The organism is Azospirillum sp. FG154, assembly GCF_057809575.1.
In genome coordinates, this window is sequence record NZ_JBMDKF010000020.1 from 98,941 (window position 1) to 125,444 (window position 26,504).

The window sequence follows — 26,504 nt, forward strand, 5'->3', positions numbered from 1 at the left end:
CCGGTTGTGGTGGGATGGAAAGCGGCGGTCTGGGGCGGCCGACCGGAAGGATTTTTGGGGTCGGCGGCGGGATGGCCCTGAGATTGCCCAAATTGCTTGTTTCTTCTGCGGGCGATAGCTTACCGAAAGACAGGGCGAGCGAGAAGGACAGGGCCGGTTCGGTCCGTCTGACATGGTGATGAGGGCGTGGACCAAGGGCAGGGCCACGCGCAGGGAAGGCGGAGATCCGGTGAACAAGATCCTGATCGCGGCATTGGCTGGATTGACGGCGCTGGCCGGCGGCGTGCTTGTGGCGCCCAGCCTGATCGATTGGAACGCTTATAAGGGAATGATCGCCGAACGGGTGTCGGCGGCGACCGGGCGCGCGGTTGACCTGCGGGGCGACGTTGGGTTGACGCTGCTGCCGTCACCGGCCTTGACCGTGCGCGACGCCCGGCTGGCCAACCCGGCGGGAGCGGCCGAACCGGACATGGCGCGGCTGAAGAAGCTGGACGTCCGGGTGGCGCTGATGCCGCTGCTGAGCGGTCGCATCCAGGTTGAAAGCGTCACCTTGGTGGAGCCGACCTTTGTGGTCGAGGTGCTGAAGGATGGACGGCTGAACTGGGACCTGTCGGGGGGGGCGGCGACTGCGGAGAATCGTTCGGGCGCGGCCGACGGGTTGGCCGGGGCCATCAGTTTCGATCAGGTGACGGTCGACAATGGCGCGATTCTGTACCGCGACAGCCGGTCGGGCCGCTCCGAAACGTTGGAAAACGTCAGCGCCCGCGTCGTCGCTGGAAGCTTGACCGGACCGTTTCAGGTCCAGGGCGATTTCCGCGCGCGCGGGATGGCCCTGCATGGGGAATTGACCGCCGGGCGCTTCGCCGATGGCGCGGCGGTGCCCGTGCGCGCCGCCCTGTCGATGCCGGGAACCGACGCGACCTTGCGGTTCGCCGGGATTTTGTCGGGCGGCAGCGGCAATGTCGGCGGCGGCGGCGCCTTGCGCGCCCAAGGCGACTTGCGGGCCGAGGGCGGCGATCTCGGCAAGCTGATGGACAGCCCATCGGGTTCGGCGCGCGGACAGGCGTTCAGCCTGCGGGCGACGGTGGAGGCGGGGACCAGCCTGGCGGTTCTCAGCAATCTGGAGGCGCAGGTTGGCGACACGCGGGCGACCGGATCGGCGACCTTGCGTCCGGGGGAACCCGCCCGAACCGAATTGACTCTGGCCATCAACCGGCTGGATTTGGATGGCTGGCTGAAACGGGCTGGCGTGGCTTTGCTCCCGCCAGCGGCGGCGCCGTCCGCGCCGTCCATTTCCGGCGGTGGGCGGGGGGGCGCCGTCTCCGTCGCTTCGGCCCCGGCGCCGTGGGCGCTGCCGGTGGGGATGGAGGGCAAGCTTGATCTGTCGGTCGATGGGCTGACCTACAATGGCGGCGTCGTCCGTCAAGGGCGGCTGGAGGCCAGCCTGGCGGGCGGGCGCCTGACCATCGACCGGGTGAGCGCGCAACTGCCCGGCGGGTCGGACATCGTGGCGGCGGGCGAGGTGACGACGCCGGGCGGCTTGCCGACGATCGACCTGCGGCTGGAGGCCAACGCCGACAATCTGCGCGCCTTGCTCGACTGGATGAAGCTGGACGCCCGCAGCGTTCCGGCGGATCGGCTGCGCCGCGCTTCGCTGTCGATGCGGCTGCAAGGGCACGCCAACCGTTTTGAGCTGTCGGGGGTGGATCTGCGGGTGGACGGCAGCCGCCTGTCCGGCGCCGTCGCCTATGTGGACCGGGGCCGTCCGGCCTTCGGCGCGCGGCTGGAGTTGGATCGACTGAACATCGACGCCTATATGCCGCCGAATCCGTCGCTGGGCGTTTCCACCGTCGGGCCGACGCGGGCGCTGCCGCCGTTGATCGCCGCCGCGCCGACGGCGGGAGCCGGGGCGGGGGCGGGGCGGGTGGCGCTGCCGCGCTTGCCCTGGTTGACGCTGGCGGACGCCAATCTCGATCTGTCCATCGGGCAGATGACTTTGCGAGGCCTGCCCGCGCAGGGCATTCATCTTGACGCCACCGTCGCCGGGGGCGCGGTGACAATCCGTGAGGCCAAGATCGATGATCTGGTCGGTCTGAAGGGCCGGATCGACGGGCAGATCGCCGGGCTGTCGCCCTTGCATGGCGTCAACCTCGCCTTGTCGGCGGAGGCGGCCAATCTGGGCGGCCTGCCGCGCGCGATGACGTGGCCCGCCGGGGTGCCGACGCCCGAGCGGTTGGGCGCGGTGTCGGTCAAGGCGCGGCTGGCTGGCGACGCCAGCCGTTTGGCGCTGGAATTGACCGCCGGGGCGGCTGGCGGCACGCTGGAGGCGGGCGGCTCCGTGTTGACGCTCGACACCCGGCCCGCCGCTGACGTGAAGCTGCGGGTGACGCATCCCGAATTGGGGGGGCTGGCCGCGCTGTTCACCGACCGGGGGCAGGCGCGCGCCTATGGGCCGCTTGACCTTTACGCCGAGCTTGGCGGGTCGGCGCAGGCGCCGACCTTGGCGAATCTTCAGGGGATCGTCGCCGGAATTCCATTGCGCGGACGGATCAGCGGCGATTTTTCCGGCGCGCGCGCGCGGATCGACGCCGACGTGCAAACCGGCGATCTGGACATTGACCGGTTGATCGCCGCCCCGCTGGTCGGGGAGGCTTCGCCACGCGAATCCGCTGTTTCAACGGCGCTGACCGAGCGTGAGGAGAGCGCCGATCCGTCCTGGCTACGGTTGGCCGACGGCAAGCTGGCGCTGACGGCCACGTCGCTGACGGCGGGCGGGACGCGGGTCGATCAACCGGCTTTGCGCGCGGCGCTGAACGGCGGCACGCTGGCCCTGGAGCAGTTGGACGGCGAATGGCTGGGCGGGCAGATCGGTCTGAGCGGTCGATTGATCGCCGCGCCGGGCCGCGTTCCCTCGCTTGAGGCCGACGTCACGGTCGTCAAGGCGGATCTGGCGCGGTTGTCGGCGGGCATGACGGGCGGCGCCGCAGGCGGCGTGGCGCTGTCCGGCGGCGCTGTGGATCTGGATATGGCGGTGACGGGATCGGGCGGCGACCGTGAAACGGCGCTGCGTTCGCTCAGCGGTCGAGGGCGTGTGGCGGTGGTCGGCGGCGTGTTGCGCGGTCTGGATTTGACGGCGGTCCGCGACCGGCTGAGCCGGGTGACGCGCCCGCAAGAGGTGTTGGGCGCGGTGGTCGGCGGCGGGCCGGGCGGCGAAACCCGCATCGACCGGGTGGATGGCCGCTTCACGCTCGATCATGGCGTCGCCCGAACCGAGGATGTCCGTGTGACCGCTGCGGCGGGAGAGGGGCTGCTGAAGGGGTTTTGGTCGTTGCCGGACGAGCGGGTCGATCTGGGGCTGAGCCTGCGGGTGAAGGCCGATCCGCCGTTGCCGCCGCTGACCCTGCGGGTGGCCGGGCCGCTGGCGGCGCCGACCCAGAGCTTTGACATGAAGGCGGTGCAGGAGCATTTCGCGGCGTCCGCCGCTGCGGAACCGGCTCCGGCCCAAACCCCGGCCCAAAGCCCGGCGAAGCCGTGACGCGGGGCGGGGCCGCATGGCACGCTTGCATGCCGCGTCGCGGCGACGTGGCGCAAGGGCGTTGAAGTCCGGCGGTCTGACCGCCATAATGGTCGAACAGTAACCGGAAGTTTGAAGCGATGCAGGCCGACAACAAGATTTTGGACGATCTCGCCCGTGTGGCGGGCGGCGCGCTCGGCGCCTTTTCGTCCCTGCGCGAGGAAGCCGAGGGGCATCTGCGCTCCCAGCTTGAACGCATCCTGTCGCGGATGGACGTTGTCAGCCGCGAGGAGTTCGACGCCGTTCGCGCCATGGCCGCCAAGGCCCGCGAGGAGCAGGAGGTGATGGCCGAACGGCTCGCCGCCCTGGAAGCGTTGGTCGCGTCGCTGACGTCCGCCCCGGCGGCGGTTTCGGCGGACGAACCGGCGGATGGCGCCGACGACGCGTCCTGAACGGCGCCACCGTCACAAACCCTTCACGGCGTCCGCGCCTGAATTCGGTTGCGGCGGCGGGGCGGCTTTGGCACCGTTCTGTCCGTGGTAGCTCTCTCGCTTTTTCGCCACATCATCTTGGGGTGTCGATCCGGTTCCCGCAGGCCAGTCCGGGTTCACGGCGTCGCCCGCCGCGCCTTCATAGGAGGACGCTGACATGTCGGCTGTCGCCGTCGAAACCACCGCTTCCTCGCACAACCCGCTCGACGTGGTTGAAGAGATCGTCACCGCCAACGAATGGCCGTTCGAGCGCGCGACCGACGACGAACTCGTCGTCGAGATCGGCGGGCGCTGGTGCGATTACCGTCTGTATTTCGTCTGGCAGCCCGACGTCAGCGCGTTGCAGTTCTCCTGCCAGTTCGACATGAAGGTGCAGGCCCCGCGCCGGGTCGCCGTCGCCGAACTGCTGGCCGAGGTGAACGGGCGCATGTGGCTGGGCCATTTCGACGTCTGTTCGGAAGAGCACACGCCGATGTTCCGTCAAACCATGCTGTTGCGCGGCGCGCGCGGCGCGGCGGTGGAGCAGTTGGAGGATCTGGTGGAGATCGCGCTGTCGGAGTGCGAACGCTTCTACCCGGCCTTCCAGTTCGTCATTTGGGGCGGCAAGTCGGCGCAAGAGGCGGTGTCCGCCGCCATTCTCGACACCATGGGCGAGGCGTGATCGGCATGAGCGACGTGACGGGCGGGGCCAATCTTCTTCTGGTCGGTTGCGGCAAGATGGGCGGCGCCATGCTGGACGGCTGGCTGTCGTCGGGCGTCGCGTCGCGCGTCGTGATCGTCGAGCGGGCGGAACTGCCGGAGACGCTGGTCAACCATCCGTTGGTCAGCGCGGCGACCGGGCCGGAGGATCTGCCCGAGGGGTTCGTTCCCGACGTCGTCGTTCTGGCGGTCAAGCCGCAGGTGATGGACTCCGCCCTGCCGGAGTATCGCGCCATGGCGCGGCCCGGCACGGTGTTCCTGTCCATCGCGGCGGGCAAGACCATTGGTTATTTTGAAAAGACCTTGGGGGAGGGGGCGGTCGTCGTCCGCTCCATGCCCAACACGCCCGCCGCCATCGGTCGCGGCATGACGGTCGCCGTTCCGAACGCCCGCGTCACCGCCGCGCAGACCGCGTTGTGCGACGCGCTGCTGCGCGCCGTCGGCGACGTCGCCTGGATCGACGACGAGGCCTTGTTGGATCCCGTCACGGCGCTGTCGGGCAGCGGCCCGGCTTACGTCTTCCTGTTGGTCGAGGCGATGGCCAAGGCGGGGGAGGCGAGCGGACTGCCCGCCGATCTGGCGATGCGTCTGGCCCGCGCCACCGTGTCGGGGGCGGGGGAGTTGCTGAACCAGTCGCCGCAACCCGCCGCCGATCTGCGCAAGGCCGTGACCAGCCCGAACGGAACCACCCAGGCGGCGCTTGAGGTGCTGATGGCCGAGGATGGCGTGCAGCCGGTGATGACCGCCGCCATCGCCGCCGCGACACGGCGTTCGCGGGAACTCGCCCAGTAACGCCGACCTTCCAATCACCTCGGTCGTGGAGGCATGGCGATGAGCGCGCTCAGTCCGTCGGCGCGGCGTATTCAGGATCTGTTGGACAGCCTTGGCTGCGGCCATCGAGTCATCGAGCATGAGGGCAGCACCCGGACGTCGGAAGACGCGGCGGCGGCGGTTGGTTGCGACGTCGCGCAGATCGCCAAATCCCTGATTTTCCGCACCAAAGAAACGGCCCGTCCTGTGTTGGTGATCGCCAGCGGGGCCAACCGGGTGGATGAGAAGGCGGTCGGTCGCCTGATCGGCGAAAAGATCGAGCGCGCCGACCCGGAGTTTGTCCGCGAATCCACCGGCTTCGCCATTGGCGGCGTTCCACCCATCGGCCACACCGTGCCGCCGCTGATGTTGATTGACGCCGATCTGATGGCGTTGGACGTCCTGTGGGCGGCGGCGGGAACCCCGAACGCCGTGTTCCGCCTTACTCCGGACGAGTTGGTTCGCATCACTGGCGGACGGGTGGAGGCGGTTCGCAAGAGCTGATCGGTGAGATTTGACGTGCGGCGTTTTGTCGCACCTCTGGCCATTTGCCGAGGGCGGCGAAACGTTCTGTCGGCTCAAACAGTTGACCGCAGGTGAGGCGATGGGCTGTGCGGAATGATGATTTTGCTGCGACGCAAAAGCGCGTTGACTAACTTTTCGGCACTCTGCATAGTCGGCCTCAGAAATGTTGCGTCGCAACATGCGAAACGCTTCCTAATCGGGGATGAGAAACATGGCCACGAAGACGAACAACCCCTTCCTTGAGTTCGACCCGTCCAAGTTCATGGGCGATTTCAAGCTGCCGGGCGTCGATGTCGAAGCCATCCTCTCCAGCCAGCGCAAGAACATCGAAGCCCTGACCGCCGCCAACCAACTGGCCGCCGAGGGTTTCCAGGCCGTCCTGCGCCGTCAGGCCGAAATCGTCCGCGCTTCGGTCGAAGAAGCCAGCAGCTTCGTCAACGACGTGCTGTCGGCCAGCACCCCGGAAGCCAAGGCCGCCAAGCAGGCCGAACTGGTGAAGGCCGCCTTTGAAAAGGCTCTGGCCAACGCCCGCGAACTGGCCGAGCTGGTCGCCAAGTCCAACACCGAAGCCGCCGACGTCCTGTCCAAGCGCGTGTCGGAAAGCCTGGAAGAGCTGAAGAGCGCCGTCGCCAAGGTCGCCAAGTAAGCCTTCATCGTTTCAGCGACGATGCGGAAAGGGCCGTCCCATGGGGCGGCCCTTTTTGCGTTCCCGGCGGGCGCGGGTCCGGGGTAGGCTCGCGCGTTGAAGCCATGACGTGGGATTGCGCCGGATGACCATCAGCTACGATGATTTCGCCAAGATCGACATTCGGGTCGGAACGATCGTCGCGGTCGATCCCTTCCCGGAAGCCCGCAAGCCCGCTTACAAGCTGACCGTCGATTTCGGCGGCGACATCGGAACCCGGCGCAGTTCGGCGCAGATCACCGCGCTGTACCCGGCGGAATCGCTGATCGGTCGGCAAATCCTGGCGGTGGTGAATTTTCCGCCCAAGCGAATCGGCCCCTTCACCAGCGAGGTTTTGTGCCTGGGGGTTCCCGACGCCGACGGCGCGGTGGTTCTGGTCGGCCCGGATCGCGCCGTGCCGAACGGCGGTCAACTCTACTGATCGGCGGTCGGCTCACAGCGGCAGGCGGATGATCGCCCGCAAGCCGCCATAGGGGCTGTCGTCCAGCGTGATGTCGCCGCCGTGGCTGCGGACCACGTCGCGCGCGATGGTCAGCCCCAGCCCCGACCCGCCGGTGGCGAGGTTGCGCGAGCGGTCCATGCGGAAGAAGGGTTTGAACACGTCCTCGCGCGCGGCGGCGGGGATGCCGGGGCCGTCGTCGTCGATGATGATTTCGATGGAACCGCCGCGCCGTTCGGCCCGCACCCAGGCGGTGCCCGCGTGGCGTCCGGCGTTGCTCAACAGATTGACGATGCAGCGGCGCATCGCGTTGGGGCGCAGCGGCAGCGTCATCAGGGGTTCGACCGACAGCGTCACCTCGGTCCCCTCGCGCCGCGCGCTGGCGGCGGTCTCGTTCAACAGGCGGGACAGATCGGTGGGCTGGACCAACTCCGCCCCCTCGCCGCGCGCGAAGGCGAGATAGCCTTCGATCATCGCTTCCATTTCGGCGACGTCGGCCATCAGCTCTTCGATTTCCGGATCGCAGCCGGACATTTCACCCACCATGTCCAACGCCAGCTTCATCCGGGTCAGCGGCGTGCGCAAATCATGGCTGACGCCCGCCAGCATTTCGGTGCGCTGGGTGATCTGGCGCTGGATGCGCTCGCGCATCAGCAGAAAGGCCGACGCGGCTTGCCGGACCTCGGTCGCGCCTTCCATCTTGAAGTTCAGCACGTCGCGCCCCTTGCCAAGCGAATCGGCGGCGGCGGCCAACCGCTTGATCGGGCGGATCTGATTGCGCATGAACAGGATGGCGACGGCGAACAGCACGATGGCCGAACCAATCATCCACAGGATGAAAATATAGCTGGTCGGCGTGAACAGGCGGCGTTCCGGCGACATCACCGACAACACGCCGTTCGGCATCTCCACCCGGATCTCGTACCATTCATGGGCGACGCGGGTGTTGATTGAAAAGGGACGGGCGACCCGTTCGTCCAGCGCCTTGCCCAGGGTGCGCTCCAGCAGGCCGCGCAGGGGCTGGCCTTGCTCGGGCAGGCGTTGGTTGGGTTCCAGGCTGACGATCAGGTCGGTGGTGCGCGCGGCGGTCGCCAGAATCCAGTTGCGCCCTTCGTCCGACGGGTCGCGCTCCAACTGGGCGATCACGGTGGCGATGTCGCCCGCCACGGCGAAGGCCAGCCGGTTCGTCACCGTGTCCCAATGGCGATCATAAAAAATCCAGGTCGCCACCCCTTGAGCAAGAATCACGGGGGTGACGATGATGAGCAGGGAGCGGCCGAACAGGGTGCGCGGCAGAAAACGTTTCAGCCAGAGGCCGCGCGATCGCCGATCCCGCTCCCGTCGAACCGTGTCGGGGCGCGCTGGTCCCGATTCCGGTGTGGCGGTCACGGATCGGGCCTCAGCACATACCCCTCGCCGCGCACGGTGTGGAGATAGCGCGGTTCGCGCGGGTCCGCCTCGATCTTGCGGCGCAGGCGGGTGACTTGCACGTCGATGGTGCGGGCGTTGCCCGCAACCTTGCTGCGCTCCGTCAACTCGTCACGGCTGAAGGTGACGCCGGGGGAGGCGGCGAGAATCCGCAGCAAACTGGCTTCCGCCGTGGTCAGCCGCACCACCTCGTCACCGGCGCGCAGTTCGTCGCGGTCGGGCAGATACAGCAGGGAGCCAAGGCGAACCGGCGGCGCCGGGGCGGCGGTCGGCTCGGGCGGGCGCACGGCCTGACGGCGCAGGATGGAGTTGATGCGCAGCAACAACTCGCGCGGGCTGAAGGGCTTGGCGAGATAATCGTCGGCCCCGGCCTCCAACCCGGCGATGCGGTCGTCCGGCTCGTCCCGCGCGGTCAGCAGCAGGATCGGCACGTCGCGGTCGCGGCGCAGCGATTCGGTCAGCTCCAGCCCCGATTCGCCGGGCATCATGATGTCGAGAACCAGAAGATCGAAGGCCAATCCGCCGAGCTGCGCGCGCGCGTCGGCGGCGTCGCGCGCCGTGCTCACCAAGAAGCCATTGGTTGCCAAATATTTGCGCAAAAGCTCGCGCAAGCGGGTGTCGTCATCGACGACCAGGATGTGGGGCTGGTCTTCCGTCATAGCGGGATTATAGCGCGACCGACCGTCCGGCGTATAGCGACGCGAAAGGCAAGGCTGTTGACGGATTCCTCCAGATCTTGTGTTAGGCTGTGCGCGGTGGGGTTCACTGGAGCGATCACGATGACCGATGACAACAGGTCTGCCGACCGTAACGACCTGGACGCTATGACCCGTGAATTTCTGGAAAAGGGCGGCAAGATTTTGCAATGCGCGCCCGGTTCCTCCGACAATGTGGTGTACCGGAAAGGCACCTTCCGCCGTCGCCCGGCGAATTACGGAAAGACCGACGGGGCTGTCGCCGGAGCGATGCCCCCGGCGGCGATGCCGCCGACAGCGCCGCCGCCGCAGGCGATGGCCGCCGGAAGCGACAGCGCTGCCGATTGACCCTCGCGACAGCGGATTTTCTGTTCAACGCTTGGTTTTGAGTCAGCGTTTGGTGACGGGCCGGGTCGGCGCCGGGGGCGTGAATTTGGCCCGGTCCTCGTCATCCAACATGCCCATCATCACCTTGCGGAACCCCTCGACCGCTTCCGCGCCCGCCATTTTATAGGCGCGCGCGATGCGTTGACGTTGGGTTTCCGACAATTGGCGTTCCAACTCGACGCCCTTTTCGGTCAGCTCCAACAGACGTTGGCGGCGGTCCCGCGCGCCGGTCTGCTGGTCGATGAAGCCCTGCCGGACCAATTCCCCCAGCACGCGCGACAGGCTTTGCTTGGTGATCTTCAGGATCGCCAGCAGCTCCGACACCGTGATCTTGGGATAACGGCCAACGAAATAGATCACCCGGTGGTGGGCGCGGCCAAAATCAATGGCGGCGAGGATCTCGTCCGGTTCGGCGGTGAATTCCCGGTAGGCGTAGAACAGCAGTTCCATCCCGGTGCGCAATTCCTCCTCGCGGAGGAAGAGTTGATTCACGCCTGCTTTTAGGTCAGCCATGTTGACGCGGTTTGTTCGATTCGTTATAAATAGGTCAGCAACTCAGACATAAACAATCCAGCGCCCGGACACAAGAGCAAGCTCATGCGCGGCAACCCTTTGTCGCGCCCATGGGTCGGCTTTTGCCAAGGGACGGGCGCGCCTGGAGCTTCGGGGAATCACCATGTCCATTCTGCCCTTTGACGATCGCGACGGCTTCATCTGGTTCGACGGCGCGTTGACGCCGTGGCGGGAGGCCAAGATCCACGTCCTGACTCACGGCCTTCATTACGCCAGCAGCGTGTTCGAGGGCGAGCGCGCTTACAACGGACGGGTTTTCAAGCTGACCGAACACAGCGAGCGGCTGGTCAATTCCGCCCGTCTGCTGGGGTTCGCCATTCCTTATTCGGTGGCGGAAATCGACGAGGCGACTCGGCAAACCGTCGCGGCGATGGGCTTCGCCGACGCCTATGTCCGTCCGGTCGCGTGGCGCGGCAGCGAGGTGATGGGCGTGTCGGCGCAGGCCAGCCGCATTCATCTCGCCATCGCCGTCTGGCAATGGCCCAGCTATTTCAGCGCCGAGGCGAAGATGAAGGGGATCCGGCTGGCCTGGGCGCCCTGGCGCCGCCCGTCGCCGGACAGCGCGCCGACCGCCTCCAAGGCGGCCGGGCTGTACATGATCGGCACCCTGTCCAAGCATCAGGCGGAAGCCGAGGGGTTCCAGGACGCGCTGATGCTCGACCATCGCGGCTTTCTGGCCGAGGCGACCGGGGCCAACCTGTTCCTGGTGATCGACGGCGCTCTGCACACGCCAATTCCCGACGGCTTCCTCGACGGCATCACCCGGCGGACCATCATGGATTTGGCCCGCGCGCGCGGCCTTGCCGTGATTGAACGCCGCATTCCGCCGGAGGATCTGGCCAAGGCGCAAGAGGTGTTTCTGGTCGGCACGGCGGCGGAAGTCACCCCGGTGGGCGAGATCGGCGCGCACCGCTTCACCCCCGGTCCGGTCTGCGCGGCGATGATCGCCGATTATGACGAACTGGTGCGGACGGCGGGCGTCTGACCGGATGGCGGACGGAGGGGAGTGGAGACGCTCCTCTCCTGCGTTTGAAGCTGCGGAAAATTAGGAAGAACGTGTCTTCGACGTTAACGGCATTTGCACACCCTTGCATCATGCTCCATAAACAGTGGCGTTGCCGCCGGGAGCATCGGCTTTGCGCATTCTGATTGTTGACGATTCACCACATCACCAGAACATGATGGTGTACGAGCTGAACAAGCTCGGCTACAGCACCAGCATTGCGACCAACGGCGCTCAGGCGATTGAGGCGGTGGCGCAGGAACGGTTCGATGTGGTCATGGCCGACATCAAGCTGAAGGACATGACCGGCATTGAACTCTGCTGGCATTTGCGCACCGCCCAGGGGTTGCGGCACCTCTATCTGATTTTGATGATTCCCGGCAGCATGACCGAGCAGTTCCACGAGTTGGTGGAGGCTGGGGCGGACGAGTTCCTCCGCAAACCGCTGGATTGGAAATGGACGGCGGCGCGGCTGCTGGCGGCGTCGCGGGTCGTGGCGATGCAGCGCGACCTGGAACGGCTGGCGACCACCGACGCGCTGACCGGCGCGCTGAACCGCCGACGCTGCCTGGAGCGCGGCGCGGAGGAGTTCGCCCGTTCACGCCGTTACGAACGCCCCTTGTCCGTGGTGATGCTCGACATCGACCATTTCAAGAAGGTGAACGATACCCACGGCCACGCCACCGGCGACGAGGCCATCAAGATGACGGTGCGTTGCTGCAAGGCGTCCTTGCGGGCCTGCGACATCGTTGGCCGCTTGGGCGGCGAGGAGTTCGCCGTCGTCATGCCGGAAACCCCGCCGGTCAACGCCTTCACCGCCGCCCAGCGGGTGCGCGAACGGATCGCCGACTCGTCGCTGCCCCTGGAAACGGGCGGCGAGTTGCGCTTGACGGTCAGCATCGGCTTGGCCTGGATGACGCCGACGGATCGCGGGGTCGAACAGCTTTTGGCCCGCGCCGACGCCGCGCTCTACCGCGCCAAGAACGGCGGGCGCAACCGGGTGGAGATGGAGCCGTCCATCGCCCTGCCGCGCTCGCTGGCGGGATGACGCCTTTGCCGGGCTGGCGCCTTTGCCGGGTTGGCGTCGTTGACTTGACCGCCCGCGCCTCCTTGCTTATCTGGACATCTGTATGATTGCAGATGGATTCGGGCATGAGTGTCATTGACAGCCGCTTGCCGCGTTACCAGTGGCTGCGGGATGTGATCGCCGCCGACATCGCCAACCATCGCTGGCGGTTGGGCGACGCCATCCCGACCGAGGCGGAGTTGTCGGAGACCCATGGCGTCGCCGTCGGCACGGTGCGCAAGGCGATTGACCTGCTGGTGGCCGATGGGCTTCTGGAGCGGCGCCAAGGGCGCGGAACCTATGTCCGGCGGCCCAGCTTCGGCAACTCTTTGCTGCGTTTCCTGCGACAGCGCGGGGCTGACGACGGGCAGGAGATTCCCGACAGCCGGATTCTGCGGCGGGAGGCCCTTGTCGCGCCGCCGGTCGTGGCCGAACGGTTGGGCTTGGTGGTCGGCGCCCCGGTCATACACTTCAATCGGTTGCGGCTGGCCAAGGGCGAGCCGGTTCTGGCCGAACATATCTGGCTGCCACAGGTTCGGTTCGAGCCGATGCTGACCCTGGACGAGGCGGAAATCGGTCCTTTGCTGTATCCCGCCTATGAACGGTGGTGCGGCCAGATCATTGCGTCCGCTGAAGAAATCCTGACCGTCGAGCCGGTGGCGACGGAGGATGCGGAGTCTTTGCGGTTGGCGGAAGGCGCGCCGGTTGTGGTGATTGAACGGCTGGCCTTTGGCTTTGACGGGGCGGCTCTGGAATGGCGGCGCACGCAAGCCCCCGCCGCGACCTTCCGTTACAAAATCGACATTCGCTGATTGGGGATCAGGCCGCCCGGTTTCTCCGGCATCGGTCGGCCCGCGAACTGTTGGACCTCCTTACAGAGCGCTTGACACGCGAACAGTCATACGGCCCTATAGTCATATAAATGACTGCATGAATGTCGAGGCGGGGGAGGACAACCGGAATGTTTTCATGGTATCGGCAGGGGAGTTCCGTCGAGCGGCGCACCGTTTGGGCCTGCTTTGGCGGCTGGGCGCTGGACGCGATGGACATGCAGATGTTCACGTTGGTCATTCCGGCGCTGATCGCCGGGTGGGGAGTCAGCAAGACCGACGCCGGGCTGATCGCGGGGGTCAGCCTCGTGACCTCGGCGATGGGCGGCTGGTTGGGCGGCGCGTTGGCGGATCGGATTGGTCGGGTCGCAACCTTGCAGGTGGCCATTCTGTGGTTTGCGCTGGCGACCTTCGCGGCGGCGTTCAGCCAGAATTATGAACAACTTTTGGTGCTGAAAGGTTTGCAGGGGTTGGGCTTTGGCGCCGAGTGGGCCGCCGGGGCGGTGTTGATTGGAGAGATCATCCGCCCGGAGCACAGGGGCAAGGCGCTGGGAACCGTTCAAAGCGGTTGGGCGGTTGGCTGGGGCGCCGCCGTTCTGCTGTACACCGCCGCCTTTTCCCTGTTGCCGTCAGAAATGGCGTGGCGCGTCATGTTCGCCATCGGCCTGTTGCCCGCCTTGATGATCCTGTATGTGCGGCGTTCGGTGCCGGAGCCGGTTCATGCGGCGGCGGCGAAAGAAAAAATCAGCTACCGCCAAGCGCTGTTCGGCATTTTCGCCCCGGACACGTTGCGGGTGACGCTGATTGGCGGTCTGTTCGGTCTGGGCGCCCATGGCGGTTATTACGGGCTGTTCACCTGGCTGCCGACTTATCTGAAGACGGAGCGTCAGTTGTCGGTGATGGGGACTGGCCTTTATCTGGCCGTCATCATTGTGGCGTTCGGAGTTGGCTGCCTGACCGCCGGGCATCTGCTGGATCGGATCGGGCGGCGGGTCACGGTCGCGCTGTTCGCCATCGGCTGCATCTCCATCACGATCCTCTATCTGCTGGTCCCCATCAATCAGACGCTGATGCTGGCGCTTGGCTTTCCGCTTGGCTTCTGCGCGGCGGGGATCCCGGCCAGCATGGGAACCCTGTTCAACGAGCTGTACCCCAGCGGCACCCGTGGGTCGGGCGTGGGGTTCTGCTACAATTTTGGTCGGATCATCGCGGCGGGGTTGCCCGCTTTGATCGGTCACATGAGCGGATCCATGCCGTTGGGAACCGCAATCGGCATTGACGCCGGGTTGGCGTATGCGCTGGTTTTGCTGGCGGTTTTGCTGCTGCCGGAAACGCGCGGCAAGGCGCTGAACGCCGCCGCGTGACACAATCGACGGCGGGCTTTCACTGTGACGCCCGCCGTCACTTCCGTTCCCACTCTGTCACAAGCGCCGCTCTCTCGTTGAGGGCCGGTGGCGCGGTCACGCTCGCCAAGGAGGTTACGCTGCCCATTGACTGCCATGCTCATGTGTTCACCCGCGATCTGACGCTGGCGAGCCAACGCCGCTACTCGGTTGAGTATGACGCGACCATTGCCGACTATCTTGCTCTCCTGGACGGCAATGGACTGCGGGGCGGGGTTCTTGTGCAGCCAAGCTTTCTGGGGACGGACAACGGCTACCTCCTCGCGGCGTTGGCCGCCGCGCCGCGCCGCTTGCGGGGCGTCGCCGTTGTTCCGGTCGGCGTTTCGGACAGCGCGTTGTCCGCGCTTGAACGGGGCGGCGTGGTTGGAATCCGACTCAATTTGATCGGGCGACCGGATCCGGACTTTGACGGCGTCGATTGGCGCGCGCATCTGGCCCGGATCGCCGCAAGGGATTGGCAGATTGAGGTGCAGTGCGAGGCTGGGCGCCTTCCCGCGCTGCTGCCGCCCTTGCTTCGGTCGGGGGCGCGGCTGGTGATCGACCATTTCGGCAGGCCGGACGCCCGTTTCGGAGTCGAGGATCCCGGGTTCCGCAGCTTGCTGGAGGTCGGCCCGACCCGGAATGTCTGGGTGAAGCTGTCCGGCGCCTATCGCCTGGGAGCCAACGGGGGCGTCGTCGCGGCGTCGGCGGCGCCGCGTCTGCTGGATGCTTTTGGTTTGGACCGTCTGTTGTGGGGCAGTGATTGGCCCCACACACAGTTCGAGACGGTCGCCACACCAGCGGCGGCGTTGATCGAGTTGGAGCGCTGGATTCCGGATGCGGCGGATCGGCTGGTCGTTCTGCGCGACACGCCGAGCCAATTGTTTGGTTTTTGACCGGAGGCGCGACCGATCCGTCTTTACAGACCCGTCGGCGTCCGGTCCTTGTCCGCCGTGCGGGTGGCGTTCTGTTCGATCAGGGGCTGCAAGGCGGGGGCGATGCTTTTCAGCAATTGAGCGGGCAGGGAGCTGGTGAAACGGTATTGATTGGAGTCCGGGCCGTGGACAAAGGCCGTCATCGTGCCAAAAAAGCGGTCGCCGATGTAAAAGACGAAGGTCGCCGTCCGGTTCACCGCCTTGGATTCCAACAAAACGCCGCCCGGTCCCCAACGGTCGAGGCGATGGTCGCCGGTTCCGGTCTTGCCGCCCATTGGAATTGGCGCGCCGGTCGAATCCTTGAAAGCCCCCCAGACCCGCCGCGCCGTGCCGTTCTGCGCCACGTCCATCAGGGCGCGGCGCGCGGTGGCGCAGACTTCGGGGCGCAGCACGCGCTTTCCGACCAGCGGCCCCAACCCGACCTTGGCCTCATAGGGCGTGTCGGCGGCGAAACGCAGGGAGGTGACGCGGACCGTCGGTTGACGCAGCCCGTCGTTCAGCAGCAGCCCGACCAGTTCGGCCAGCGCCGCCGGGCGGTCGGCGGAACTGCCGATGGCGGTGGCGAGCGAGGGGACCAGCGTCTCGAACGGATAGCCGACGCTGCGCCATTGCTCGGTGATGCGTTGGAAGGCGTCGGATTCCAGCCCAATGCGGATGCGGCTGTTCTGCGCCGCCTGCCCCTTTTTGAACAGCCATCGGTAACTGTCCTGGCGCACGATGGCGCTGGCGTCCAGCGCGTCGGCGCGCTTGGCCGTCGGGTTCTGTTGCAGATAGGCGACCATCCACAGTTCCAGCGGATGGACGCGGGCGAGATAGCCCAGATCGCTCAGCGGGAACTTGTCTGGTCCATATTTGGCGTAAAGCAGGCCGACGTCACGGTCGCTCAAGCTTGTTCCGGGCAGGCGGGCGCGCAGGAAGGCGGCGAATTCGCCCAGCCCCGCTGCGGGCCTTGCGGCGCGGAAGATCACCGCCAGCCGGTGCGGCGCTGGCCGGACGCGGCTGGCCAACAGGCTCAACGCCTCGTCCGGGCTGCGCTTGCGGTAATTGTTGTAGAAGCGGTTGAGGAAATCCGTCCCCTCCTTGTCGGCGAAGCGCGCCAGATAGGCTTGCCGGGCCGGGTGGCTGGGATCGTGCAGGATGTCGTCGCTGTCGTCGCCGCCCTCGGCCATGTAAAACTGCACGACGTCGCGCATCAGCCGGATGAAGGGCAGGTTGACGCTGTTCCGCAAGGCCTCCTGGATCGGCATGATCCGGTGGTTGTCGTCCTTGTTGAAATTCACGAAGGCGTGCTGGCCGCCGCCGGTGAAGAACACCTCGCCGGGGTTGGCGGAATAGCGCCGCTCCATCGCCGCCGCCAGCAGGCCGGGCAACCCCCGGTCGGACGCCGCCGCCAGCCATTCCACCGTCCATTGGGTCAGCGGGTCGGACGCCTCTTCCGCCACGTCGTCCAGCGCGTCTTTGGGCAGATGGGCGTAGCGGTCGTGCAGTTCGGCGATGATTTCCAGATAGGTAATCAAGGTGCGCAGCTTGGCGGTGGAGCCGAGATCGAGCTTCGCCCCCTCGTTGATGTCCAGGGGCTGGTCGAGATTGTCCGCCTGCACCCGCAGGTAATTCGCCTCCGGCCCGCGTTCGTACAGCGTGACCGAATAGATGATCTTGGACAGGTCGTTGTTCTTGGCGTCGAGCAGCCGTTCGCCGGTCAGTCCCAGCGTTTGGGCGTAGGCCGGGTCGTTCAGCTTGCCCAGCACCTCCACCACCCGCTGTTGGGTGGGGGCGTCCAGCGTCGACCGCGCGGTCAGATCCAGCCGGTCGAGCTGGTAGAGGCTTGGAACCCCCAGCATGCTCAACAGTTTGGCGCGGATGGCGTTGGTCGCCTTCTGCTCGATGAAGGAGGAGTAGGGCGGGGCGGGCGGCTCCTCGCGGAAGGCCAACGGCAGGGCGAGCGCGGCGTCGCGCAACGCCTCGTCGATCACCCCGGCCTGGGCCAGCACGCGCAAATGGCTGTCGGCCAGCCGGTCGAGCGCGGCGCGGTCCTGGATCAGATAATAGGACGGGCGGCGCTGGGCCAGCAGCAGCGCCAGCACCTGTTTGTAGGCCAGCGCCTTCAGTTGCAGCGGTCGGGGGTCCATTGGGTCGTTGGCGGCGTCGGTGGGCGTCGGCTCGCTCAACACCCGTTGGGCGATGGTCAGATCGGTGCCGAACCACGCCCACAGCCCATCGCCCAGCCCGTTGACCTCGCCGAAACCAGCCCGCGCGGTCAGCGGGGTGGAGTTCAGGTAATCCACCAGAATGCGCCGCCTCGCCTCGCCGGTGTCCTCGCCGTCCTGATAGGCGCGGACGCTGGCCGAGGCCATCTGGCGCAGCTTTTCCACCCCGCCGCTGGTTTGGCCGTCGGGCGAATGGCGGTATTTCTCAATCTGGGTCGCCAGGGTCGAGCCGCCGGGCGAACGCTGGCCGCCCCGCAGTGCCTGCAACGGCAGCATGGCGATGGCCCCGGCGAAGCGGTCCCACTCCACCGCCGGGTTGCGGCGGGGCGCGTCGGCGCGCAGCAACTCGCGGTTTTCAATGAACAGCAGGGTGTCGGCGACCAGCGGCGGCACATCCTCGAACCGGGCGAAGACCCGTTCGGGGTAACGGGCGCTGTGCATGACATGGCCGTTGCGGTCCAGCAAGGTCAGCCCGGCCTGGGTTTTCTCGTGGTAGATGGGAAAGCCGCCGCCCGCCATGAAACGGTCCAGCGCCGGGGACAAAACCGCCTGCGATTCAATGGTGTAAAGCGGACCGGACGGGTCGCCGACCAGCGCCCGCAACTGGCCGGGCAGGGCGCTGTAGCCGAACCGTTCGTTGTAGGGGCCTTGGGTGGGGTAACGCGCGGCGGGGTTCGGCCCCTCGCGCAGAGAAAAGCCCATGGATTGCGCCAGCGGAGTCAGAAGCCGGGCCTGAAGTCGGGAGGTCAGCATTTCCTCCCGCGCGGCGAATCCCACGGCGGCGGCGGTCCCCAACAGGGCCGCCCCCAACGCGACCCGCCGCGTCCACGCCAACGCCCGCCCCTGCGCCATTCCGGCTTCACACCCTGTGCATGGTTGACCGCCCGATTATAGTGCCGGAGGGTAGGGATGTTTTGGTTAATAAAGGCTTTAATGGAGGATTGATGCGGTTGCCCCCGCTGTTGGTGGCGCGCCTCCCGGCAACCATGCTATGCGAAATGAGCGCCGACCGTGGGTGAGGTTTCTGTGGTGGAGCAGTATGATCGAGCCGCTGTGCGTCATTATCAGGTTGCTGAGCTTCTGGAGCGGGAAGGGGAAACAGACGATGCCGCCTATCATTACGGTTTGGTCGGCGAGAACGCGCTGAAGCATGCGCTGATGCAGGCTGGCGTGTGGGCGGCGTGGCAGCTTGCGGGGCAAAAGCGAGGAAACACGCCGATGGGCAAGCATTTGCCAAATTTGACCAATTCGCTTCAGCACATGATTGGCGATGTCCAGAGGAATGCTTCGGGGCGGCATGGCGCGGCGTTGAATGCGGTCGTAAGCGATCCGACATTCGCCAATCGATTTCAAGGCTGGCGCATTGACATTCGTTACGCCGATGATGGTTGCACGCCGGTTGCGGTGGGTGATTGCCAGCGGTGGGGAAACGATGCTGGCGCCTTGCTGAACAAGCTCATTAAACTGCTCTGACAGGGGCTGACGATGACCATTCGTTTTGACGACAGTCTCCCTCGACTGGTCGAGGCGTTGACGGCGACCGGGGTTCCGCTGGACGCCGATACGGTGTTTCTGCGGGACGGCGTCGGGCGTCTGACCGTGGCGCGCGAGTCTCTGTCGGCGGTTGTGGTCAAAACCCTGACGGGCGCGGTTCAATCCGCGCTCGGTCCCTATGCGTCGGTTCAGCCGGTTGTCGGTGGCCGCATGGCGAAGGCGCTGGTCAACGATTCATCGGCGCTGACCGTGTCGGTCCCGCTTCCATCCGGCTCCCGTGAGATCCGTTACATCGACCGCCGGTTTGTCGGCGCTGATTGGCTGACCGCTCCAACCCCCGCGCCGGAGTCGGGGCCGCCGCGTTTGGTGTTCAGTTCCTTGAAGGGCGGCGTCGGTCGCTCCACCGCTCTGGCGGTTCTCGCGGCTGATCTCGCCGCCCGAGGCCGCAAGGCGCTGGTCATTGATCTGGATCTGGAGGCGCCGGGCATCGGCTTCATGCTGCTTGAGGAGTCGGAGGATTTGGCCAGGGACCGGCGTCCCAAATATGGGGTGTTGGATTATCTGGTGGAAAACGGTCTCGGCGGAGTCGAGGACGGTGATTTGTATGACTTCATCGGGGTCAGCCCCTTTGCCGACGGATTCATTCATGTGATTCCGGTGGTCGGTCGCGTCACCGACGAGCATCCGGCCTCCATGCTCGCCAAGCTGTCCCGCGCCGTGGTCGAGGACAGCGGCGGCGCCGGAACCATATCCTTTGCCCAACAGGTGCGGGAGATGGTCGATCACTTTGTCCGCCATGGGAATTACGACGCCGTGTTGATCGACGCGCGGGCCGGCCTCGCCGAATCGAGCGCTCCGGCCATTTTGGCGTTGGGCGCGCGGATTCTATTTTTTGGCGTCGATCAGCCGCAGACTTTTCGCGGCTATCGGTATCAGTTTGCCCATCTGCTGCATTGCTTTGGCGCCAACCACGCCGTGTTCGACGATTGGCGCGAGCGGCTGTCCTTCGTCCAGGCAAAAGCGCCCAGTGCCGCCGCTCATCGTTCGGAATTTCGCGATAGGCTTTATGACCTGTGCGCCGAGTTTCTGTATGATGCGGAGCGTTTGAACGACGACGACACCACCGAGTTGGCGGATTTCAATTTTTCGGTGGCTCAACAGGGGATTGAGGTGCCGCACGACGCGGTGGCGGTGCGGTACAGCACGGACTACAGCGCGTTTGACCCATTTGCGGATCGGACACGCCTGGACCCCGATGTCTATGAGGGACCGTATGGGGCCTTCTTGAAAAGAGCCTGGGCGTTGTTGGGGCTGTCGCGGGAAGAGGCTGCGTGATGGTGGATGTGTCGTCGGAAGTTCTGGCCGCGATTCGTGCCGGTTTGTCGGGGCTTCCCGAGTTGGCGCATCATGTCGCCGGGCGGCCGGTGGCTCCCGAGCAGATTTTCTTTCCGCTGCGTCATGCCAAGGCCCTTGATCCCGATGTGACGCTGGTCGTCGGCAATCGCGGAGTTGGCAAGAGTTTCTGGGCCAGCGCCCTTGCCGGAGCAGAAGGGCGCCAGGCCATCAACGAGGCGTATGGTGGTTTCTCCTCGCGTTATCAGGTGAGATTGGAGGGCGTAACAGCGCGCTTTGGATTTTCCGGCACGGAAGCGGCGGGTGACGCGTTGGTGTCCGCCGCGCAAATCGCCAGCGTTCGGGCTGATACGCCCACGGTCTTGATTTGGCGGGCGGTGATCCTCCGAGCGCTGGCGCCAGTGTTGGAACGCGATCTTCCGTCACGGTTCGCCGATCTCGTGGACTGGATTCGTGACAACCCGGACGAGCAGCAGACTCTGTTTCGTGACGCTGATGCGGTGCTGAGCCGACGGGGTGACGCGCGGATCCTGATCCTGTTCGATCAGTTGGAGCAGTTGGCCGAGGACTGGACACGGATCAATGATCTGACTCGTGGGCTTCTGCAAACCGCGTTGGCGATGAAGAGTTACAGCCATATTCGACTTAAAATTTTTATGAGATTGGATCAATACGAAAACAAAAGTCTTTTCCAATTTCCAGACGGCTCAAAAAGCAGAGGCGAAGCCGTTGCGTTGCAGTGGAAAGCTATCGATCTGTACGCGCTTCTGTTCTTTGAATTGTTGAGAAGCAGCCAGTCATCGGAAGCGTTCAAATTCATTTCAAATTCATGCCGAGTTGCATGGGACTTTGTTCACCAATTGTACCCTTTTCCTCTTGTTCTTCTTACCAGCGAAGAAAAGCAGCGTGACGTTCTCGTGTGTATCGCTGGGGAGGCAATGGGAAGGGGCAAGCAGCGCGGAGCGCCGTACACGTGGATTCCTGTTCACCTCAGCGATTCACGCGGCGAGGTGACGCCGCGCAGTTTTCTGAAGCTTTTCAAAACAGCGGCCGATCAGAACTCCGCTCCGTCCGCGTCCGCCATTGATTTCAACGACATCAAGGAAGGGGTGCGCGCCGCTTCCGAAAACCGGCTGACGCAAATTGAGGAAGACTATCCATGGGTCACGGAAGCCTTGGAGCCGTTGCGGGATTCTCAAGTTCCGGCTCCAAAACAGGATGTGCTGGAAACATGGCGGGCTGCCGGTGTGGTGCAGAAGATCATCAGCAAACATTCGGGCAGCAAGGCTCCACTCGATTTGGTCGTCGGCAAACCGAGCATGGACAGTGGAGGTGAGGACGCATTGTTGACACTGCTCTATGAAATCGGCGTTCTCGATGTTCGGACCAATGGCAAGATTGATGTCCCGGACATTTTTCGCATCCGCGCGGGGATCCGCCGACGTGGTGGCGTGACGCCCCAGCAGCGGAAACGCTTGTAACTTGACGGGCGATGCGGGTGTCGTGCCGCATCGCCCAATCCATTACCCCTCCAGCAACGCCTTGGCCCGCGTCGCCAGCTCGTCCAGCGGCACTTCGATCTGTTCGCCTCGGATCAGGTGCTTCAGCGTCGCCGTGCCGCGCGCCTTTTCGTCCGATCCCATCAGGACGGCGACCGGGATGCCGGTGCGGTCGGCGTATTTCATCTGTTTGGCGAGCTTGCCGCCGTCCAGTTGGATTTCCGTGTTGATCCCCGCCGCCCGCAGATCGGACGCGATGCGGAAGTAATCCGCCGACAGGCTGGGATCCATCTGCGTCACCAGCACCTGCGCGGTCGGCGCGCCGTCTTTGATGAGACCGGCCTCCATCAACTGGTAGAAGAGACGGGTGGCGCCGATGGAGATGCCGACGCCGGGCAGCTTCGATTTGGTGTAGTGGCTGGCCAGATTGTCGTAGCGCCCGCCCGAACAGACCGAGCCGATGCCGGGATGGTCGTTCAGGAAGGTCTCGTAGACCGTGCCGGTGTAGTAATCCAGGCCGCGCGCGATGGCCAGATTGATGCGCACCGCGTCGTCGGGCACCTGGAAGGCGCGCAGGCCGTCGATGACGGTGGTCAGTTCGGCCACGCCCTGGCGGAAGGTGTCGTTGTCGATGCCCAACGCGTTCAGCGCGGCCAGGGTGTCGGCGTTGCTTCCCTTGGCGTCGATCAGCGACAGGATGGTGTCCGCCGCCGTGTCGGCCATGCCCAACCCGATCAGGCTGTCGCGCACCTTGTCGCGCCCAATCTTGTCGAGCTTGTCGATTTCGCGCAGCACCAGCACGCGGGCGTCGGCCTCACTCACGCCCAACCCGTCGAGCAGGCCCAACAGAACCTTGCGGTTGTTCACGTTGATGGTGAAGCCGCCGAAATTCAGTTCGGTGAAGACATGGTGGATGACCGCCGGGATCTCCGCGTCATATTGCGGCGACAGGCTGTCCTTGCCGATCACGTCGATGTCGCACTGGTAGAATTCGCGGAAGCGCCCGCGCTGCGCCCGCTCGCCGCGATAGACCCGCTGGATCTGATAGCGGCGGAAGGGAAAGGCCAGATCGCGCTCATGCTCCGCCACGTAACGGGCCAGCGGCACCGTCAGATCGAAGCGCAGCGCCATTTCCGGCTTGTTGCCCTGTTGGATCGCGCCGGTGGACTGGACGAAATAGACCTGCTTTTCCGTTTCGCCGCCCGATTTGGTCAGCAGGGTCTCCACCGTCTCGAACACCGGGGTTTCGACGGGAAGGAAGCCGAACCGCTCGTAACCACGGCGGATGGTGTCCAGCAGGCGCTGGAACGCCACCTGATGGCGCGGCAACAGTTCCATCGTTCCGGGCGGGGTGCGGGGCGTAATCAGGCTCATCGACGGGATCCGGTCTGGCGGGAAAGGTGACAGGCGAAAACTGGGGATTTTCTAGACCCTTTCGCCCGCGCCGTCACCTGCGCGGGGAAATTTTTCGAGCGGCCCGATTTTTTTGGAAAAAGCGTGGAAGGAAAATCGGCGCGCCGACGTTCACCTAAGCACGATCCCAACAGCGCGGATCGCTCTTCCAACAGGAGAACACACATGTCTGGCACCGTCTTTGGCGCGCGCGTTCGTTCGTCTGTTTCCACCTTGGCGTTTGTCGGTTTGTTGGCGGCGGGTCTGGCCGTCGGATCGGCTTCGGCGGCCCAGGTCGAACCGACGGCGACCGGCCCCAGCGCCGCGCCGACCGCCACCAGCCCGACCGCCGCGCCGGTTCTGAAATCCGCTCCGATCCAGGCCGCGCCGGGCGCCACCCAAACCTCTGTCCAGGCTCCGGCCAAGTCCGCCGTTGTCCAGATCGCCTCGACCGCCAAGTCGGTGGAGATCAGCAAGACCCAAGTCAGCGCCGTGGCCAAGGAGTTGGGCGCGAAGCCGTCGGACTCGTTGACCAGCCAGTTGACCAAGTATCACAGCCAAATCCAGGCAGCGACCGCTTTGACCGATCCCGCCGCCAAGACCAAGGCCGTGACCGAGGCCCGCCAGCATCTCGCCGCCATCGGCGGCAAGCCGGTGACGCCCGAACAGGCGGCCAAGATCGACGCCATCCTCGGCGTCAAGTGACCGCGCGCCCGTTGTAAAGCGGCCTGCCTGACGGGCGGCCCCCGTTCCGACCCTCCCACGCCGGCAGGAGGGCCAGGAGCGCGCCGATCCCCAGAGGGCATCCCAGAGACCCGATCCTTTTTCCCCGCAAGCGTTGAGCCGGGGCCGCGATGGCGATAGAACGTCATCCAACGCCCTGTTTTCGCCCCAACGCCAGCGCCGGGAACCGCCATGACCCTCGACCGACTTGTGATCCGCCGTCCCGACGATTGGCATGTCCATCTGCGCGACGGGGCGATGCTGAAGGCGGTGTTGCCCTTCACCGCCCGCCAGTTCGGTCGCGCCATCGTCATGCCGAACCTGAAGCCGCCCGCCACCCACGCGGCGGACGCCGCCGCCTACCGCGACCGCATCCGCGCGGCGCTGCCCGACGGCGTGGCCTTCACGCCGCTGATGACCGCCTATCTGACCGACGGAACCGACGCCGAGGATCTGGCGCGCGGATTCGAGGACGGGGTGTTCGCCGCCGCCAAGCTCTACCCGGCCAACGCCACCACCAACAGCGCCCACGGCGTCACCAGCATCGACCGCGTCGCCCCGGTGCTGGAGCGGATGGCCGAGATCGGCATGCCGCTGTTGATCCATGGCGAAGTCACCGACCAAAGCGTGGACATCTTCGACCGCGAGGCGGCGTTCATCGATTCGACGTTGGCCCCGCTGCTCGACCGCCATCCGACGTTGCGCGTGGTGTTGGAGCATGTGACCACATCCGACGCCGTGGCCTTCGTCCGCGCCCACGCCGCCAGCGGGCGGATCGGCGCGACCATCACGGCGCATCATCTGCTCATCAACCGCAGCCATATTTTCCAGGGCGGCATCCGCCCGCACCTCTATTGCCTGCCCATCGCCAAGCGCGAATCGCACCGCGTGGCGCTGGTGGAGGCCGCGACCTCCGGCGAAGCGCCCTTCTTCCTGGGCACCGACACCGCCCCCCACACGGTGACGGCCAAGGAGGCCGCCTGCGGCTGCGCCGGTTGCTTCACCGCCGCCAACGCGCTGGAACTCTACGCCGAAGCCTTCGAGGACGCGGGCGCGCTCGACAAGCTGGAAGCCTTCGCCAGCCTGAACGGCCCGCGTTTCTACGGCCTGCCGCCGAACGAGGAGCGTGTGGTTCTGGAACGCCGCCCGACCGTGGTTCCCGACGTGATCCTAATCAGCGAGGGCGACGCTGTGCTGCCCTTCCGCAGCGGCGAAACCCTGCGTTGGAGCTTCGTCGGCGCGGCGTGATTGCAACGGTCTGTCGGGACGCTCTTGTTGGAGTCTTGGGCGTCTCGACGGTTGTTTAAACATTTTTTCATGGGTTTGGCCATTATACTTGCAGAGGTTGATTTTATGGCGATTTGAAGGCGCGTTTCATGAATATCATCTTGAATTCACTCGGCGGCAGTTATGGTTGATCTTGGAAACACTTCTGTATCACCAGGTTCTTCTGAGTGGATTCAGTCAGCACCCCCTGATGTGATTCTGTGGAGATACATGAGTTTTGAGAAATTCATAGATTTGATTCTCACAAAATCCTTTTATTTTTCGAGGCTGGATAAATTTTCAGATCCATTTGAGGGGATGCCTACAAAAAAGGAATTCGATCACCGGATGAATACCAGTCTATTAAAGGCTCACCTGAATTCGTGGGCAAAATCAAAGAGACCTCCAGACAAAAATGATATTGATAGGGAAAAAATTTCATCGATCAAACATTATGTGGATGCCAGAGCGTCAACGATTGTTAATTGTTGGCATATGTCGGACTATGAATCGGAAGCGATGTGGAAAATTTACGGAGACCACAAAAATTCTGTTTGCATCAAAACTACGGTTGGAGAGCTTTGCCGAAATTTTAACAGAGAAAATACAGTCGTTGCGCATCTCAAGATAGAATATATAGATTTTAGCAACTATGCGAGATATTTCGCTCACTTACCAGAAAAATACAAGCGAAAATCATTTGAGCATGAAAGAGAATATAGATTTTTCATTCAAGATTATAATGATAAAAAATTTCTTCATGACGTAACTGAATTTGGAGCAAAAGTTAAGGTGGAGTCACTGAGTTTCATAAATGAAATTTTTGTGAGTCCACTGTCGGATTCGTGGTTTCTTAATTGTGTTAGTGAGTCGGTTAAAGCGATTCTTCCAGAGTCAAGCTTCAGAATCACTCGTTCAGAAATTTATGATCGCGCATATTTGAAGGAATTTCTTGATAAAACAATTTAGATATTTTTAGAATATGTCAATTTATCCATTCTCTTGTCCATATTATTTTTTCCAAGTCTGAGTTATCAAGACAACACATTCGCCTGCCGTTACCGTGATCTTCGTTTATTGTGGTGAAGCGGGGGGGGGGGGGGGGGGG

24 protein-coding genes are annotated in these 26,504 nt (G+C 64.6%); 19 read left to right on the top strand and 5 right to left on the bottom strand.

Going from position 1 to position 26,504, the window contains the following annotated elements; translation table 11 throughout:
• The first annotated feature begins 229 nt into the window (after positions 1–229).
• From ACODS4_RS20665 to ACODS4_RS20695, 7 genes are all read left to right on the top strand, one after another.
• A complete protein-coding gene (locus ACODS4_RS20665; protein WP_488867033.1) occupies positions 230–3,535 on the top strand; it encodes an AsmA family protein in 3,306 nt (1,101 codons plus the stop codon).
• Between the two features lie 119 nt (positions 3,536–3,654).
• Entirely contained in the window at positions 3,655–3,966 is a 312-nt protein-coding gene (locus ACODS4_RS20670) for an accessory factor UbiK family protein (RefSeq protein WP_488867035.1), read from the top strand.
• Between the two features lie 196 nt (positions 3,967–4,162).
• Complete coding sequence (locus ACODS4_RS20675; protein WP_119830628.1) at positions 4,163–4,666, top strand: type III secretion system chaperone family protein; 504 nt, start codon at positions 4,163–4,165, stop codon at positions 4,664–4,666.
• Positions 4,667–4,671: 5 nt separating this feature from the next.
• Complete coding sequence (proC, locus tag ACODS4_RS20680; protein WP_488867038.1) at positions 4,672–5,496, top strand: pyrroline-5-carboxylate reductase; 825 nt, start codon at positions 4,672–4,674, stop codon at positions 5,494–5,496.
• A 39-nt stretch (positions 5,497–5,535) separates the two neighbouring features.
• On the top strand, positions 5,536–6,018 hold the full coding sequence (locus ACODS4_RS20685) for a YbaK/EbsC family protein (protein WP_488867040.1): 483 nt from the start codon (positions 5,536–5,538) through the stop codon (positions 6,016–6,018).
• Positions 6,019–6,250: 232 nt separating this feature from the next.
• Positions 6,251–6,685: a phasin family protein gene (locus tag ACODS4_RS20690; protein WP_488867042.1), complete on the top strand. Its 435-nt coding sequence runs from the start codon at positions 6,251–6,253 to the stop codon at positions 6,683–6,685.
• A 124-nt stretch (positions 6,686–6,809) separates the two neighbouring features.
• Positions 6,810–7,145: a tRNA-binding protein gene (locus tag ACODS4_RS20695; RefSeq protein WP_488867044.1), complete on the top strand. Its 336-nt coding sequence runs from the start codon at positions 6,810–6,812 to the stop codon at positions 7,143–7,145.
• A 12-nt stretch (positions 7,146–7,157) separates the two neighbouring features.
• Here ACODS4_RS20695 and ACODS4_RS20700 read toward each other — a convergent pair whose 3' ends face one another.
• Positions 7,158–8,552 carry an ATP-binding protein gene (locus ACODS4_RS20700; protein WP_488867046.1) on the bottom strand — a complete coding sequence of 465 codons (1,395 nt, stop codon included), beginning with the start codon at positions 8,550–8,552 and terminating at the stop codon, positions 7,158–7,160.
• Positions 8,549–9,250, bottom strand: a complete 702-nt coding sequence (locus ACODS4_RS20705) for a response regulator (RefSeq protein ID WP_488867048.1) — start codon at positions 9,248–9,250, stop codon at positions 8,549–8,551. The genes ACODS4_RS20700 and ACODS4_RS20705 overlap by 4 nt, the downstream gene beginning before the upstream one ends.
• A gap of 165 nt (positions 9,251–9,415) precedes the next feature.
• Between ACODS4_RS20705 and ACODS4_RS20710 the strand changes: the two genes are divergently transcribed.
• Positions 9,416–9,634 carry a hypothetical protein gene (locus tag ACODS4_RS20710; RefSeq protein WP_488867050.1) on the top strand — a complete coding sequence of 73 codons (219 nt, stop codon included), beginning with the start codon at positions 9,416–9,418 and terminating at the stop codon, positions 9,632–9,634.
• 42 nt (positions 9,635–9,676) lie between these two features.
• On the opposite strand, the gene ACODS4_RS20715 is transcribed toward ACODS4_RS20710, so the two are convergent.
• On the bottom strand, positions 9,677–10,186 hold the full coding sequence (locus ACODS4_RS20715; protein ID WP_119830622.1) for a MarR family winged helix-turn-helix transcriptional regulator: 510 nt from the start codon (positions 10,184–10,186) through the stop codon (positions 9,677–9,679).
• Between the two features lie 163 nt (positions 10,187–10,349).
• Here ACODS4_RS20715 and ACODS4_RS20720 point away from each other — a divergent pair, with 163 nt between their 5' ends.
• The 5 genes from ACODS4_RS20720 to ACODS4_RS20740 all read left to right on the top strand — a co-directional run bounded on the left by ACODS4_RS20720 (position 10,350) and on the right by ACODS4_RS20740 (position 15,423).
• Entirely contained in the window at positions 10,350–11,231 is an 882-nt protein-coding gene (locus ACODS4_RS20720) for a branched-chain amino acid aminotransferase (protein WP_488867052.1), read from the top strand.
• A gap of 151 nt (positions 11,232–11,382) precedes the next feature.
• The gene (locus ACODS4_RS20725; RefSeq protein ID WP_488867054.1) at positions 11,383–12,297 is read left to right on the top strand and encodes a GGDEF domain-containing response regulator; all 915 of its coding nucleotides are present in this window, start codon (positions 11,383–11,385) and stop codon (positions 12,295–12,297) included.
• Positions 12,298–12,401: 104 nt separating this feature from the next.
• Positions 12,402–13,127 (top strand): GntR family transcriptional regulator, encoded by a 726-nt coding sequence (locus ACODS4_RS20730; RefSeq protein ID WP_488867057.1) that lies wholly within the window; start codon positions 12,402–12,404, stop codon positions 13,125–13,127.
• Positions 13,128–13,276: 149 nt separating this feature from the next.
• The gene (locus ACODS4_RS20735) at positions 13,277–14,509 is read left to right on the top strand and encodes an MFS transporter (protein WP_488867059.1); all 1,233 of its coding nucleotides are present in this window, start codon (positions 13,277–13,279) and stop codon (positions 14,507–14,509) included.
• A gap of 77 nt (positions 14,510–14,586) precedes the next feature.
• Positions 14,587–15,423 carry an amidohydrolase family protein gene (locus ACODS4_RS20740; RefSeq protein WP_488867061.1) on the top strand — a complete coding sequence of 279 codons (837 nt, stop codon included), beginning with the start codon at positions 14,587–14,589 and terminating at the stop codon, positions 15,421–15,423.
• Between the two features lie 23 nt (positions 15,424–15,446).
• On the opposite strand, the gene ACODS4_RS20745 is transcribed toward ACODS4_RS20740, so the two are convergent.
• Positions 15,447–18,521: a transglycosylase domain-containing protein gene (locus ACODS4_RS20745; protein ID WP_488867063.1), complete on the bottom strand. Its 3,075-nt coding sequence runs from the start codon at positions 18,519–18,521 to the stop codon at positions 15,447–15,449.
• A gap of 159 nt (positions 18,522–18,680) precedes the next feature.
• Between ACODS4_RS20745 and ACODS4_RS20750 the strand changes: the two genes are divergently transcribed.
• From ACODS4_RS20750 to ACODS4_RS20760, 3 genes are read left to right on the top strand one after another with little or no spacing between them, the layout of a single operon-like run.
• The gene (locus tag ACODS4_RS20750) at positions 18,681–19,142 is read left to right on the top strand and encodes a hypothetical protein (RefSeq protein WP_488867065.1); all 462 of its coding nucleotides are present in this window, start codon (positions 18,681–18,683) and stop codon (positions 19,140–19,142) included.
• Positions 19,143–19,154: 12 nt separating this feature from the next.
• Positions 19,155–20,498 (top strand): KGGVGR-motif variant AAA ATPase, encoded by a 1,344-nt coding sequence (locus ACODS4_RS20755; RefSeq protein ID WP_488867067.1) that lies wholly within the window; start codon positions 19,155–19,157, stop codon positions 20,496–20,498.
• The gene (locus ACODS4_RS20760) at positions 20,498–21,997 is read left to right on the top strand and encodes a P-loop NTPase family protein (RefSeq protein ID WP_488867069.1); all 1,500 of its coding nucleotides are present in this window, start codon (positions 20,498–20,500) and stop codon (positions 21,995–21,997) included. Before ACODS4_RS20755 ends, ACODS4_RS20760 begins: the two co-directional genes overlap by 1 nt.
• Positions 21,998–22,039: 42 nt before the next feature.
• On the opposite strand, the gene hisS is transcribed toward ACODS4_RS20760, so the two are convergent.
• A complete protein-coding gene (gene hisS / locus ACODS4_RS20765; protein ID WP_488867071.1) occupies positions 22,040–23,389 on the bottom strand; it encodes a histidine--tRNA ligase in 1,350 nt (449 codons plus the stop codon).
• Positions 23,390–23,593: 204 nt separating this feature from the next.
• Between hisS and ACODS4_RS20770 the strand changes: the two genes are divergently transcribed.
• The 3 genes from ACODS4_RS20770 to ACODS4_RS20780 all read left to right on the top strand — a co-directional run bounded on the left by ACODS4_RS20770 (position 23,594) and on the right by ACODS4_RS20780 (position 26,365).
• A complete protein-coding gene (locus ACODS4_RS20770; protein ID WP_488867073.1) occupies positions 23,594–24,112 on the top strand; it encodes a hypothetical protein in 519 nt (172 codons plus the stop codon).
• Between the two features lie 210 nt (positions 24,113–24,322).
• Positions 24,323–25,378: a dihydroorotase gene (gene pyrC, locus ACODS4_RS20775; protein WP_488867075.1), complete on the top strand. Its 1,056-nt coding sequence runs from the start codon at positions 24,323–24,325 to the stop codon at positions 25,376–25,378.
• A 162-nt stretch (positions 25,379–25,540) separates the two neighbouring features.
• Complete coding sequence (locus tag ACODS4_RS20780) at positions 25,541–26,365, top strand: DUF2971 domain-containing protein (RefSeq protein ID WP_488867077.1); 825 nt, start codon at positions 25,541–25,543, stop codon at positions 26,363–26,365.
• Positions 26,366–26,504 lie beyond the last annotated feature (139 nt).

Bases quoted from the DNA above. Each gene is read 5' to 3' on its own strand.
- ACODS4_RS20670 (WP_488867035.1), top strand. From the start codon at position 3,655: ATGCAGGCCGACAACAAGATTTTGGACGATCTCGCCCGTGTGGCGGGC.
- ACODS4_RS20675 (WP_119830628.1), top strand. From the start codon at position 4,163: ATGTCGGCTGTCGCCGTCGAAACCACCGCTTCCTCGCACAACCCGCTC.
- proC (WP_488867038.1), top strand. From the start codon at position 4,672: ATGAGCGACGTGACGGGCGGGGCCAATCTTCTTCTGGTCGGTTGCGGC.
- ACODS4_RS20685 (WP_488867040.1), top strand. From the start codon at position 5,536: ATGAGCGCGCTCAGTCCGTCGGCGCGGCGTATTCAGGATCTGTTGGAC.
- ACODS4_RS20690 (WP_488867042.1), top strand. From the start codon at position 6,251: ATGGCCACGAAGACGAACAACCCCTTCCTTGAGTTCGACCCGTCCAAG.
- ACODS4_RS20695 (WP_488867044.1), top strand. From the start codon at position 6,810: ATGACCATCAGCTACGATGATTTCGCCAAGATCGACATTCGGGTCGGA.
- ACODS4_RS20705 (WP_488867048.1), bottom strand. From the start codon at position 9,250: ATGACGGAAGACCAGCCCCACATCCTGGTCGTCGATGACGACACCCGC.
- ACODS4_RS20710 (WP_488867050.1), top strand. From the start codon at position 9,416: ATGACCCGTGAATTTCTGGAAAAGGGCGGCAAGATTTTGCAATGCGCG.
- ACODS4_RS20715 (WP_119830622.1), bottom strand. From the start codon at position 10,186: ATGGCTGACCTAAAAGCAGGCGTGAATCAACTCTTCCTCCGCGAGGAG.
- ACODS4_RS20720 (WP_488867052.1), top strand. From the start codon at position 10,350: ATGTCCATTCTGCCCTTTGACGATCGCGACGGCTTCATCTGGTTCGAC.
- ACODS4_RS20730 (WP_488867057.1), top strand. From the start codon at position 12,402: ATGAGTGTCATTGACAGCCGCTTGCCGCGTTACCAGTGGCTGCGGGAT.
- ACODS4_RS20735 (WP_488867059.1), top strand. From the start codon at position 13,277: ATGTTTTCATGGTATCGGCAGGGGAGTTCCGTCGAGCGGCGCACCGTT.
- ACODS4_RS20745 (WP_488867063.1), bottom strand. From the start codon at position 18,521: ATGGCGCAGGGGCGGGCGTTGGCGTGGACGCGGCGGGTCGCGTTGGGG.
- ACODS4_RS20755 (WP_488867067.1), top strand. From the start codon at position 19,155: ATGACCATTCGTTTTGACGACAGTCTCCCTCGACTGGTCGAGGCGTTG.
- ACODS4_RS20760 (WP_488867069.1), top strand. From the start codon at position 20,498: ATGGTGGATGTGTCGTCGGAAGTTCTGGCCGCGATTCGTGCCGGTTTG.
- hisS (WP_488867071.1), bottom strand. From the start codon at position 23,389: ATGAGCCTGATTACGCCCCGCACCCCGCCCGGAACGATGGAACTGTTG.
- ACODS4_RS20770 (WP_488867073.1), top strand. From the start codon at position 23,594: ATGTCTGGCACCGTCTTTGGCGCGCGCGTTCGTTCGTCTGTTTCCACC.
- pyrC (WP_488867075.1), top strand. From the start codon at position 24,323: ATGACCCTCGACCGACTTGTGATCCGCCGTCCCGACGATTGGCATGTC.
- ACODS4_RS20780 (WP_488867077.1), top strand. From the start codon at position 25,541: ATGGTTGATCTTGGAAACACTTCTGTATCACCAGGTTCTTCTGAGTGG.